The organism is Agromyces soli, assembly GCF_022811605.1.
Taxonomy (GTDB): domain Bacteria; phylum Actinomycetota; class Actinomycetes; order Actinomycetales; family Microbacteriaceae; genus Agromyces; species Agromyces soli.
Map to the genome: position 1 here is coordinate 3,675,946 of NZ_CP094533.1, position 12,309 is coordinate 3,688,254.

At 71.5% G+C, this 12,309-nt stretch carries 8 protein-coding genes; 4 read left to right on the forward strand and 4 right to left on the reverse strand.

The window, feature by feature from the left end:
* Positions 1-60: 60 nt before the first annotated feature.
* Entirely contained in the window at positions 61-3,456 is a 3,396-nt protein-coding gene (locus tag MTP13_RS17575) for a DUF7927 domain-containing protein (protein ID WP_243568933.1), read from the reverse strand.
* Between the two features lie 322 nt (positions 3,457-3,778).
* Here MTP13_RS17575 and MTP13_RS17580 point away from each other — a divergent pair, with 322 nt between their 5' ends.
* From MTP13_RS17580 to MTP13_RS17595, 4 genes are all read left to right on the forward strand, one after another.
* On the forward strand, positions 3,779-5,089 hold the full coding sequence (locus MTP13_RS17580; protein ID WP_243568934.1) for a YihY/virulence factor BrkB family protein: 1,311 nt from the start codon (positions 3,779-3,781) through the stop codon (positions 5,087-5,089).
* 53 nt (positions 5,090-5,142) lie between these two features.
* Entirely contained in the window at positions 5,143-5,979 is an 837-nt protein-coding gene (locus MTP13_RS17585; RefSeq protein ID WP_243568935.1) for an exodeoxyribonuclease III, read from the forward strand.
* An 89-nt stretch (positions 5,980-6,068) separates the two neighbouring features.
* The gene (gene trpS / locus MTP13_RS17590) at positions 6,069-7,079 is read left to right on the forward strand and encodes a tryptophan--tRNA ligase (RefSeq protein WP_243568936.1); all 1,011 of its coding nucleotides are present in this window, start codon (positions 6,069-6,071) and stop codon (positions 7,077-7,079) included.
* Complete coding sequence (locus tag MTP13_RS17595; RefSeq protein WP_243568937.1) at positions 7,054-7,842, forward strand: HAD family hydrolase; 789 nt, start codon at positions 7,054-7,056, stop codon at positions 7,840-7,842. The genes trpS and MTP13_RS17595 overlap by 26 nt, the downstream gene beginning before the upstream one ends.
* 120 nt (positions 7,843-7,962) lie before the next feature.
* Here MTP13_RS17595 and glpK read toward each other — a convergent pair whose 3' ends face one another.
* The 3 genes from glpK to MTP13_RS17610 all read right to left on the reverse strand — a co-directional run bounded on the left by glpK (position 7,963) and on the right by MTP13_RS17610 (position 12,197).
* On the reverse strand, positions 7,963-9,477 hold the full coding sequence (gene glpK / locus MTP13_RS17600; protein ID WP_243568938.1) for a glycerol kinase GlpK: 1,515 nt from the start codon (positions 9,475-9,477) through the stop codon (positions 7,963-7,965).
* A gap of 51 nt (positions 9,478-9,528) precedes the next feature.
* On the reverse strand, positions 9,529-10,302 hold the full coding sequence (locus MTP13_RS17605) for an MIP/aquaporin family protein (RefSeq protein WP_243568939.1): 774 nt from the start codon (positions 10,300-10,302) through the stop codon (positions 9,529-9,531).
* Between the two features lie 149 nt (positions 10,303-10,451).
* Complete coding sequence (locus MTP13_RS17610) at positions 10,452-12,197, reverse strand: glycerol-3-phosphate dehydrogenase/oxidase (protein WP_243568940.1); 1,746 nt, start codon at positions 12,195-12,197, stop codon at positions 10,452-10,454.
* Between the last annotated feature and the right edge of the window lie 112 nt (positions 12,198-12,309).

Below are 12,309 nucleotides of genomic sequence, written 5' to 3' on the forward strand. Positions count from 1 at the left end.
GATCCGCCCCGACCTGGCGGTGCGCCGCCGCGTCGCCTCACGACGCGGCGGCGCGTGGGCTCAGCCCGTGTCGTCCCGTCGTTGACGGCGGGCGACGAACCAGACGCCGAGCGCTCCGACGGCGAGCAGGCCAGCTGCGAGGGGCAGCAGCCAGCCCTGGTCGAACCCGGTCGACGCCATGCCCGAGGGCTTCGGCGGCTTCGGCGAGTTCGTCGGCGCCGCGTTGCAGTCGGGCGTTGCCGGCGGGTACGCCGTGATCGTGTCCGTCGACGGGTTCACCCGGATCTCCACGACGGCCTCGTTGCGGAGGTCGTAGAACGGAGCGGACGGATCGAGCACCCAGGTGCCGTCGGGCAGCAGGGTCCAGCCCGGCCAGTCCGTCGGGTTGCCCTCTGCGTCGACCTCGGCGCCCGGCCAGAGCTGGGCTCCCGAGATGGTGTCGCCCGGCTGCCACCCAGGCGGCACGGTCACGTAGTCGACCTGGGAGGCGCCGTCGGCGAGGATCGCCGCTTCATCACCGGCCGGGATCGACGGGTCGTGACCCGCGAAGGCGTCGACGGTCCACCAGATGAGCGCCACGTCGGGGAGGGTGTCGAGGTTCGACGGAGTGATCGCGTAGCTGAACCACGGGGTGTCGTTCAGGCACTGCGCGAAGCCGTCGAGCGCGATCGACTTCACCGGCGTCTCCGCCTCGTCGCAGTCAGCGAGCGGGCCGTCCGGATCGGGCTCCTCGTCCACGGCCGCCGCGACGATCTCGGCGAGCGAGGCCGGGGCGAGCTCCGGCACGGGCTCCTCCTCGGGCGGCGGCGGCACCTCCGCCGCGACGCACGCGGCGTTGACGAGGTCCGGGATCGGCACCGTCGGGTCGGGCTGGGCGAGTTCGCCCACCTCGACGTCGAAGGTGATCGTCACGCCCGGGTAGGCCATGCCGGCGAACTCACCGACGTAGGAGAAGGTGAGCTCACCCGCCACCGAGTCGTCGAGCGTCCAGCCGGCCGGCAGCACCTCGCTGCCGGGCACGAAGGTCACGCCCTCGGGCAGGGAGTCCGTCACCACCGGGTCCACGACCGCGTCGCCGTCGTTCCACACGTTGAGCGTGTAGCTGATGACGTCGGGCGGTGCGTCGCCGGAGTCGACCGGGTTCTCACCGTCGTCGTGCGACCACAGCTTCTCGATCCGCACGTCGGGCTCGGCCACCTCGTGGTCGGTCTCGCAGTCGGCGAGCACGAGCTCCTCGCCCTTCACGAGCGGAGCGGCGTCGTCGCCCACGGTCGGGCACTCCCCCACGCCGTCCGGCGTGACCACGTTGTGCAGCGTCTCGCCCCAGGCGTCGTCCGCGACGGTCACCGTGAAGGAGATCGCCGCCTCCTCACCGGGCGCGAGCTCGGGGATGGACCAGGTGAGGTCCGTGCCGTCGAGCTCGAGCTGGGGATCCAGCGGCTCCACCAGCGTCGCGTCGTCCAGCACGTCGGAGAGGTCGTCGACCGCGGTCGCGCCCGACACCTCCGCCTGCGAGAAGTTGTACGCGTGCAGGGTGTAGACGACGTCGTGGCCCGGGTAGACCGTGCTGCCCGACGCCGGGTCGGCCGTCTTCCACAGCTCCCAGCCGGGCGTGGGGTGCTCGGTGACGCAGGGATCGGGCTCGGCGTCCGGCACGGCGGCCACCGTCACCGGAGGCTGCGCGGGCGGGCAGTTCGTGAGCACGTGGTTGCGCAGCACGGCGCCCGGGTCGGCGTCGTCGCGCACCGTCACGCGGTACACGAGGTCGAGCGTCTCGCCCGGGTCGAGCTGGGCGACCTTCAGCCAGAGCTTGCCCGGCTCGTCGTCGTCCCAGCTGAAGGCCGCCGGCTGCGTGCCGATGAAGCCCTCGAAGTCGACGTAGGGCGCGAGCTGCGAGATGTCGTCCTCGATCTCGATGTCGCTCACTCCGGGACCGGAGACGTGCTGCACCGAGAGCGTGTAGTCGATCGTGTCGCCGCGCTCCACGGAGGTGCCGCTCGGCGGATCGCTCGACTTCGTCACGCCCCAGACCGGTTCGTTCTCCCGGTTGGTGACGCTGCAGTGCACGATCTCGAACTTGCCGACGTCGACGGTCCAGGCGTGGTCGCCGACGAGGGTGACCGGCCGGTCGTCCCCGCCGACCTCGCAACTGACGGCCGCCATCTCCCAGTAGGGGCGGTCCTCCTCGGTGAAGGTGATCGCCCGGGTGTCCTCGTCGCCGTAGCCGGAGACGTCGTACGGGTCGGTCATGCCGTCGTCCGCGGTCTCCTGCGAAGCCGGCGTGACGTCGGCGTCGCTCGTCGAGAACTCCCAGCCCTCGGCGGGCTGCCCGTTGACCGACTTGTCGATGACCACCGAGCCGCCGCAGAGGGCGATCGCGACCTCCTTCAGGGAGTCCGCGAGGGTCGAGTAGTCGGTCGTGGTGAGGTAATCGGCGGTCGTGATGTTCGTGCCGTCGAACGCCTCCGGGCCGGAGATCGCCTCGATCGGGCCGAGCGTGACGCTGCCACCGACCGCGATGACGAGCACGTGCGAGCCGTCTCCCTTGATCGCGTTTGCCTGCAGGATCGCGGGGTTCAGCGCGCCGGGCGAGCCGTCGGGGAACTCCCCGCCGTTGTTCGGGTCGACCGTGTTCGGGTTGCCGTCGGTGATGACGATCGTCAGCTCGACCGGTCCGTCGCTGAAGCCGCCGAATGTGCCGTGCCCGAGCTCGAGCCCGCGCTTCCAGTTGGTCCAGCCGTCGGAGCTGAGCCCGCTGTAGGAGCCCTGCACCATGCCGACGTTGCCGCCGCTGAGCTCGGTCGCGCCGAGGAGCACCGCGGCATCCTGGTCGAAGGAGGTCACCGAGACCTCGGACCCGGTGTCGACGAGCGCGCTCGAGAACGCGTCGGCCGCAGCCTTCAGGTTCGCGATGCCGGCGCCGCCGATGGAGCCCGACTTGTCGAGGATGAAGGCCATGTCGAGACCGCACACGTCCGGCAGGTCTGGGTTCGGGGCCGGATCGACGACATCCATGGCCGCCATCGAGCGCATCGAGCCCTGCTGGGCCGCGAGACAGGCGTCCCGTTCGCTGCGGTCGTCGTTGGCGATCGGGATCGTCATGCAGTCGATGGGTGCCGGAGGCGCGTCCGCCTCCGGCACCGTGGCCGGCGCCTGCGGGTCAGGCGCCGCCGGGGCATCCGTTTCGGGTTCTACGGCTGCGTCCGGGGGGTCTGCTGGGGCGGGGGGCGGCACCTCCTCGGCCGGCGGAGCGGGCTCCTCGGCGGGCGGCGGCACCTCCTCCGCCGGTGGCGTGGCGGGATCCGGCGCCGGCGGCGTCGTCGCCGCGGAGTCGGTGCCCTCGCCCGCCGCCGGGTCGGCGACGAGCGTGTCGGCGCTCGCCGCCGAGTCGGGCATCTCCTCGGCGGCGGCGAGCGTCGGCGCCCCGAGGAGGATGAGTGCGGGAATCGCGAGCATGGACACGAGGGCGACGGCGGGTCGCCGCCTCGGTCCGGATCGTGCGGGCGCGCCGAGGCGCCCACGACTGAGTGCGTGCATGACAGCTCCTGTGTTTCATCGGGTTGGAGCCGGCTCGAACTTCGGGTCAGCTGGCGCCAGTTCTGCCACACTTCGACGCCATCCGCAAGGATTCCTCATCTTCGACCCCCCGAAAGCGGGGTGTCCCCCGAGTGGGGTTCAGGGCGCGCACCGGGCCGGTGCCAGTGCGCACCCCGGCGCATTCGGCGAGCGCGCCCGCGTCGGCCCTCCGCCGCGCGGAACCCGTCGGTATGGTGAGAGCGTGAGCGGACGGGATGCCTCGGGGCCGGCGCGGCGCGGCGGCGCGCCCCGGCCGGAGCCTGCCCGCCACGAGGCATCCGAGGCGGTGCCCGCGGCGTCCCGCAGCGCCAGGATCCGAGCCGAGCTCTCGGCCGCCGGTCAGGAGGCGAAGGAGCGGCTGGAGACCGCGGAGCAGCCCATCCGGCAGCGCTTCGACGAGCCGATCAAGCGGGTGACGGCGATCACCCAGCGCACCCTCGCCCTCTTCCCCGTGCGGGTCTGGCGTCGCTTCCTCGATCGGAACGGCTTCATCCTCGCGGCCGGCCTCAGCTACCAGGCGCTGTTCGCGGTGTTCGCAGCGCTGTACGTCGTGTTCGCGATCGCGGGCCTCTGGCTCACGAACAACCCGGACGCCCTGAACGCCCTGCTCGGGCTCGTCAACACCCTCGCGCCCGGGCTCGTGGGCGAGAACGGCAGTGCCGGCGTCATCTCCGAGCAGGACGTCACCGAGATCGCGCGCTCCAGCACGAGCCTCTTCGGCTGGACCGGCGCCATCGCCCTCGCCGGCCTCATCTGGACCGCGATCGGCTGGATCACCTACACCCGCACCGCGGTCCGCTCGATCTTCGGCCTGCCCAAGGACACGCGCGCCTACCTCCTCCTGAAGGCGCGCGACCTGCTCGCCGGCCTCGGCTTCGGGCTCGTCCTGCTGCTGGCCTCCGTCCTCTCGCTCGCCGCGACCTCGTTCGTCAGCTGGGTGTTCTCACTCCTCGGCTGGAGCAGCGAGTCCGGCTGGTTCACCTTCTTCGTGCAGCTCGGATCGCTCGTGGCGGTCTTCCTCATCGACACGCTCGCGCTCGCCGTGCTGTTCCGCTTCCTCTCGGGAGCGGCGATGCCGTGGCGACGGATGTGGATCGGCTCGCTGCTCGGCTCGGCCGGGCTCTCGGTGCTGCAGCTCTTCAGCAGCCTGCTGCTGTCGAGCACCTCGCGGAACCCGCTGCTCGCGACGTTCACCGTCTTCATCGGTCTGCTGCTCTGGTTCCGGCTGACCAGCATCGTGATCCTCGTGGCCTCGGCCTGGATCGCGGTGGAGGCGGGCGACGCGCACGAGTCGCTGCGGATGGTGACGCCGGAGCAGCTGGAGGCCGAGCGGCTCGCCGAGGAGCACCGGGCCCTCGTCACGGCGGCGCGGGTGCGGGTGCGCGAGGCCGAGCACGAGCTCGGCGAGGCGGGATGGTTCGCCCGGTTCCCCGCCCGCCGCCGGCTCGAGCGGGCGCGGCTCGAGCTGGAGGAGATCGAGCAGGGCGGGCCGGGGCCGGCTGGGCGCGCGTGACCCGTGATTCCCCCGGGCGCGGCCGTGTCGGCGGGCTCCCGTAGGATCGTTGCATGCCCGCTCAGCCCCTCCGTATCGCCAGCGTCAACGTCAACGGAGTGCGCGCCGCGTTCCGCAAGGGCATGGGCGACTGGCTCGCCGCCCGCGACGTCGACATCCTCGCGCTGCAAGAGGTGCGGGCCTCCACCGACGACCTCGTCGGCCTCCTCGGCGACGAGTGGGACGTGCTGCACGACCCCGCCACGGCGAAGGGCCGCGCGGGCGTCGCGCTCGCCAGCCGGCACCGTGCGAGCATCCACCGCGTCGAGCTCGGCCCGGCCGACTTCGACAGCGCGGGCCGCTGGCTCGAGGCCGACTACGAGGTCGGCGGCAAGGTCGTCACCGTCGTCAGCACCTACGTGCACTCCGGCGAGGTCGACACCCCGAAGCAGGTCGAGAAGTACAAGTTCCTCGACGCGATGGTCGAGCGGCTCCCCCAGCTCGCCGCCCACTCCGAGTACGCCGTCATCATGGGCGACCTGAACGTGGGGCACCGCACCCTCGACATCAAGAACTGGAAGGGCAACGTCAAGCGCGCCGGCTTCCTGCCGGAGGAGCGCGCCTACTTCGACCGCTTCCTCGGCGCCGAGGGCGAGCCCGGCTACAACGACGGCGCCGGCCTCGGCTGGATCGACGTCGGTCGCCGCCACGCGGGCGAGGTCCCCGGGCCGTACACCTGGTGGTCGCAGCGCGGCAAGGCCTTCGACACCGACACGGGCTGGCGCATCGACTACCACCTGGCCACGCCGCAGCTCGCCGCGACCGTGCAGAACTACGTGGTCGACCGCGCCGCGGCCTACGACGAGCGATGGTCCGACCACGCTCCCGTCGTGGTCGACTACGCGATCTGACGCCCGCACCCGACCCGCGACTCGCGACCCGCGATCCCTCGGCCTCCCGCCGCCCCACCGAGCGTCACCAGAACTTCATCGAGGACACCATGAGCACCGAACGACCCGTCGTCTTCTCCGGCATGCAGCCGTCGAGCGACTCCCTCCATCTCGGCAACTACCTCGGCGCACTCGTCAACTGGGTCGCCCTGCAGGACACCGTCGACCCCATCTACTGCGTCGTCGACCTGCACGCCATCACGGTGGCCCAGGACCCGGCCAAGCTCCGCGAGAGCTCTCGGCGCACCGCCGCGCAGTACCTCGCCGCCGGCATCGACCCCGAGCGCTCGACGCTGTTCGTGCAGTCGCAGGTTCCTGCGCACGCGGAGCTCGCCTGGGTGCTCGGCACCATCACCGGCTTCGGCGAGGCCGGCCGCATGACCCAGTTCAAAGACAAGTCGCAGCGCTACGGCGCCGAGTCGACGACGGTCGGGCTCTTCACCTACCCGGTGCTGATGGCCGCCGACATCCTCCTCTACGAGACGAACCTCGTGCCCGTCGGCGACGACCAGCGCCAGCATCTCGAGCTCACCCGCGACCTCGCCGGCCGCTTCAACTCCCGCTACGGCGAGACCTTCGTCATCCCCGAGGCCTACATCCCCGAGACGTCCGCGCGCATCTACGACCTGCAGGACCCCTCGGCGAAGATGTCGAAGTCCGCCGCTTCCGAGGCCGGCCTCGTCAGGCTCCTCGACGACCCGAAGATCACGGCGAAGAAGATCAAGAGCGCGGTCACCGACGCCGAGCGCGAGGTCCGTTACGACCGGCAGGCGAAGCCCGGGATCTCGAACCTGCTCGACATCTACGCGGCGGCGAGCGGCGAGCCGATCGAGACGATCGCGGCCCGCTACGAGGGACGCGGCTACGGCGACCTCAAGAAGGAGCTCGCGGAGCTCGTCGTCGAGCGGCTCGAGCCGTTCCGCACGCGCACCTTCGAGCTGCTCGACGACCCGGCGGAGCTCGACCGGCTCCTCGCCATCGGCGCCGAGAAGGCCTCCGAGCGCGCCGAGCGCGTGCTCGCCCAGGTGTACGAGCGTGTCGGCTTCCTCCGCCGCCGCTGAGCCGGCCCCGGCCGAGGCGCACCGCCCGGCACCCGTCGTGCTCTTCGATCTCGACGACACGCTGATGGCGCACCGCGAGGCCGTGCGGCTCGGCATCGAGCAGCACATGCGCATCCGGGCATACGACGCGGTCGCCGGGCTCGACGTGCCCGCGCTCTGGCACGAGCTCGAGGAGCGGCACTACCACGCCTATCTCGCGGGCGAGCTGACGTTCGAGGGGCAGCGGCGGGCCAGGGCGCGCGACTTCGCCCTCGCCCACGGCGAGTCCCTCGGCGGCCCGGCGGCCGGCGCCTGGTTCGACGAGTACTTCGCGCACTACCGCTCGTCCTGGAGCCTCCACTCCGACGTCGCGAGCAGCTTCGCGGCGCTCGAGGCGGGCCTGCCGGGCGTGCGCTTCGGCGTCATCACGAACGGCGAGCTCGACTTCCAGCTCGCCAAGCTCGACCGGCTCGGCCTCGCCGAGCGGTTCGAGCACGTCATCGCCTCGGGCGCGCTCGGCGTCGCCAAGCCCGACCCGGCGATCTTCCGTGCCGCGGTCGAACGCTTCGCCGAGACCGGCCCGCCCGGGCCCGTCGCGTACGTCGGCGACCGGCTGCGCACCGACGCCATCGGGGCGGCCGAGGCCGGCCTGCTCGGCGTCTGGCTGAACCGCGTCGACACGACGCCCGATCCCGCCGAGGCCGCCCTCGCCCGGGAGCTCGGCGTGCTCGAGGCGACGACGCTCGACGAGGCATCCGTGCTCCTCATCGAGCGACTGGGCTGAGACTTCCGGGAACGCGGACGGGCCGGATGCCTCGGCATCCGGCCCGTCCTCCCCTTCGGGTCCTCCCCAGGACCCGGGTGCGCGGCATCGGTGGGCGGGGCCGAGGGCCCCGCCCCCCGTTCAGCGCACGTCGTCGTCGACCCAGTCGAGGGTCTTCGTGACGGCCTTCTTCCAGTTGCGGTCGAGCCGTGCGCGCTCGGCCTCGTCCATCGACGGGGTCCAGCGCGTGTCCTCCTGCCAGTTCGCACTGAGGTCGTCGAGGCCCGACCAGAACCCGACCGCGAGGCCGGCGGCGTAGGCCGCGCCGAGCGCTGTGGTCTCCGCGACGACCGGTCGCACGACCGGCACGCCGAGGATGTCGGCCTGGAACTGCAGCAGGGTGTCGTTCGCCGTCGCCCCGCCGTCGACGCGGAGCTCGGTGAGGTCCACACCGGCGTCGGCGTTCACGGCCTCGATCACGTCGCGGGTCTGGAAGGCGATCGCCTCCAGCGCGGCGCGGGCGATGTGCCCCTTGTTCACGTAGCGGGTGAGGCCGACGAGCGCGCCGCGGGCATCGGGGCGCCAGTACGGCGCGAACAGGCCCGAGAACGCCGGCACGAAGTACGCGCCGCCGTTGTCCTCGACGCCCTTCGCGAGCTCCTCGACCTCCGCGGCGCTCGAGATGAGCCCGAGGTTGTCGCGCAGCCACTGGATGAGCGAGCCGGTGACCGCGATCGAGCCCTCGAGCGCATAGTGCACGGGGGCGTCGCCGAGCTTGTAGCCGACCGTCGTGAGCAGCCCGTTCTTCGAGTGCACGATGTCCGTGCCGGTGTTGAAGATCAGGAAGTTGCCCGTGCCGTAGGTGTTCTTCGCCTCGCCGGCCTCGAACGCGGCCTGGCCGAAGGTCGCGGCCTGCTGGTCGCCGAGGATGCCGGCGATCGGCGTCTCGCGCAGCAGGCTGGATGCCTCGGCGACGCCGTAGACCTCGGACGAGCTCTTGATCTCGGGCAGCATCGAGCGGGGCACGCCGAAGGCCGCGAGGATCTCGTCGTCCCAGGCGAGGGTCTCGAGGTCCATGAACATCGTGCGGCTCGCGTTGGTGACGTCGGTGGCGTGCACGCCGCCGTCGACCCCGCCGGTGAGGTTCCAGAGCACCCAGCTGTCCGTGGTGCCGAAGAGGAGGTCCCCCGCCTCGGCCTTCTCGCGCGCACCCTCGACGTTCTCGAGGATCCAGACGATCTTCGTGCCCGAGAAGTACGTCGCGAGTGGCAGGCCGACCTTGGCCTTGAAGCGCTCGACGCCGCCGTCCGCGGCGAGGCGGTCGACGATGTCCTGGGTGCGGGTGTCCTGCCAGACGATCGCGTTGTAGACGGGCTCGCCTGTGGTCTTGTCCCAGACGACGGCGGTCTCGCGCTGGTTGGTGATGCCGACCGCGGCGATGTCGTGGCGGGTCAGGTCGGCCTTGGCCAGGGCCTGACCGATGACCTCGCGGGTGTTGTTCCAGATCTCCTTCGGGTCGTGTTCGACCCAGCCGGCCTTCGGGAAGATCTGCTCGTGCTCGAGCTGTCCGGTCGAGACGATCGAACCGGACTTGTCGAAGATGATCGCGCGCGACGAGGTCGTGCCCTGGTCGATCGCGAGGACGTAGTCAGCCATCTGAGAACTCCGTTGCTGTCAGTGCGGGTGGTGGGTGGGGATCGGTGCGGCTCAGCCGAGGACCGGGAGCAGCGGGATCGCCGCGAGGCCGGCGAGGACGCCGCCGATGATCGGGCCCAGCACGGGCACCCAGGAGTAGCCCCAGTCGCTCGACCCCTTGCCCTTGATCGGCAGGATGGCGTGCGCGATGCGCGGGCCGAGGTCACGGGCCGGGTTGATCGCGTAGCCGGTGGGGCCACCGAGCGAGGCGCCGATGCCGATCACGAGCAGCGCGACGGGCAGGGCGCCGAGGGCGGCGAGCCCCGAGGTGTCGCCGTTGCGGCCGAAGCCGATCACGACGAAGACGAGCACGAACGTGCCGACGATCTCGGTGACCAGGTTCCAGCCGTAGGAGCGGATCGCCGGGCCGGTCGAGAACACGCCGAGCTTGTTCGCCGCCTCGGGCTCCGCGTCGAAGTGCTGCTTGTACGCGAGCCAGGTGACGACGGCGCCGAGGAACGCGCCGAGCATCTGCGCGCCGAGGTAGGTCAGCACCGAGACGAACGACACGGCGACGGTGGTACCCATCGCGGCGTTGCCGAACTCCTCCGCGCCGTTCGCCACGAGGCCGAGCGTCACCGCCGGGTTCAGGTGCGCGCCGGAGGCGTACGAGACGACCACACCGGCGAAGACCGCGAGGCCCCAGCCGATGTTGACCATGAGGAAGCCCCCGTTGAAGCCCTTGTTGCGCACGAGCGCGACATTGGCGACGACGCCCGTGCCGAGCAGCACGAGCAGGGCGGTTCCGACGAGTTCCGAGAGGAACAGGACGCCGAGATTGTCCACGTTGACCTTCTTTCAATGGGCGGGGCGGCACGGGTCGCCGCCCCCGGTGTGACATCGGGCCGAGGGGCCCTGCTGCACGCTATCCGGGGAAGTGCCCGGTGCGGAGCGTTTTCGGGTGCACATCCGTGCAGATGTGCACCCGGTGCCCGCTACTGGGCGGCGGTGACCTCGAGCTCCGGGAGCTGCACGCCGTGCCGCTCCGCGAGGAGCGTGCGGGTCGCCTGGACCTCCGCCGTCCGCTGCTCGGCGCTCCAGCCGAGGACCTCGCCCGCGATCGCCGCGAGCTCCTCGAGGAGCGGCAGCGTGGCGGTGCCGGTGAAGGCGATACTGGTGCGGCGCAGCACGAGGTCGTCGAGCCGGGCGACGCGCTCGTGGCGCACGAGCCAGGCGATCTCCTGCCGGCTGTAGCCGGGGTGGTTCGCGAGCACGAGGTCCTCGGCGGGCTCGAGCTCGTCGATGAGCGCCTCGGCGCGGGTGCCGTAGCGCTCGAGCAGCTCCTCGGCCCGCGCGGCGCCGAGTTCGTCGCCGTGCGACACGACCCACACCCGGCGGGCGTCCGGCGTCGTCGGGTAGCCCGCGCCGCCGCCGATCGCGAGGCCGGCTGTGCTGCGGCGGCGCTCGGTGCCGAGGAGCTCGAGCACCTCGTTCGCGAGGTGCTCGGCGAGCGCCCGGAACGTGGTCCACTTGCCGCCGACGAGGCTCAGCACGGTCGTGCCGCGGCGGCCCGGCGCCTCGGCCCGCTCGATGCGGTAGTCGCGCGAGACGAAGCCCGGCTGGGTCTCGTCGTGGCGGGGCAGAGGGCGCACGCCCGAGAAGCGGTAGACGATCTGCGAGCGGTCCACGGCGATGTCCGGGAAAACGTGCGCGACGAGTTCGAAGAAGTAGTCGATCTCGGCCTCGGTGCACACGGCGGGCTCGCGCATGTCGTGCTCGAGGTCGGTGGTGCCGACCATCACGCGCCCCTTGAGCGGGTAGATCAGCACGATGCGGCCGTCCTCGTGCTCGAAGAAGATCTCGCGACCCCCGGTGGCCTCGAGGAGTTCGGGGTGGTCGAGCACGATGTGCGAGCCCTTGGTGCCGCCCATGAAGCGGGTCTGGTGGCCGAGCGCCTCGTTGGTGAGGTCGGTCCACGGCCCGGAGGTGTTGACGACGACGTCGGCGGCGAGCTCGAACTCGGCGCCGCTCAGTCGGTCGCGCACGCGCACGCCGCCGGCGCCCAGGCCGACGGCCTCCAGGTGGTTGGCGGCCCGGGCGTGGGCGCCCGTGGCGAGCCCGTCGTGCAGTACGTCGAGGGCGAGCCGCTCGGGGTCGTGCATGCTCGCGTCGTAGTAGGTGGCGGTGTACTTCACGCCGGGGTTCAGCTTCGGCAGCTCGGCGAGGGTGCGCGTGCGTCCCAGGAAGCGGTGGCGCGGCACGCTGCCGCCGTCGCGGGAGAAGGCGTCGTAGATCGTGAGGCCGGTCTTGATGAGCAGCGCCCCGCGCTCGGTCGGCTTGCCCGAGCGGTGGGTGAGGAAGCGCAGCGGCGCCGAGAGGATGCCCGAGAAGGTGGAGAAGATCGGCACGGTCGTCTGCAGCGGCTTGACGTAGTGCGGTGCGAGGCGGATGAGCGCGTTGCGCTCGGTGACCGACTCCTGCACGAGCCGGAACTCGCCGTTCTCGAGGTAGCGGATGCCGCCGTGGATCATGTGCGAGGAGGCGGAGGAGGCGCCCGAGACGAAGTCGTCGCGCTCGACGAGCACGACGTCCACGCCCTGCAGGGCGAGATCGCGGAAGGTCGCGATGCCGTTGATGCCGCCGCCGATCACGACGACCTGCGCGGTCGGCCGGGCGCGCAGCTCGGCGATCTCGGGCCGCTCCGCGGCGGTCGGATGCGTCGACGTCGACGTGTGGCTCATCCCGGTCCTTTCGACGGTGCCGACGGGCTTGCCAGAAGCGTCCCGTCTGTGGATGAATACATCGTGAACGCGCGCGAACCTTCTTTCAACTCGCGTGCACAAACGTGCAAGG

Coding starts and splice junctions, on each gene's coding strand:
- glpK (WP_243568938.1), bottom strand. CDS start 9,477: ATGGCTGACTACGTCCTCGCGATCGACCAGGGCACGACCTCGTCGCGC.
- trpS (WP_243568936.1), top strand. CDS start 6,069: ATGAGCACCGAACGACCCGTCGTCTTCTCCGGCATGCAGCCGTCGAGC.
- MTP13_RS17585 (WP_243568935.1), top strand. CDS start 5,143: ATGCCCGCTCAGCCCCTCCGTATCGCCAGCGTCAACGTCAACGGAGTG.
- MTP13_RS17575 (WP_243568933.1), bottom strand. CDS start 3,456: ATGCTCGCGATTCCCGCACTCATCCTCCTCGGGGCGCCGACGCTCGCC.
- MTP13_RS17610 (WP_243568940.1), bottom strand. CDS start 12,197: ATGAGCCACACGTCGACGTCGACGCATCCGACCGCCGCGGAGCGGCCC.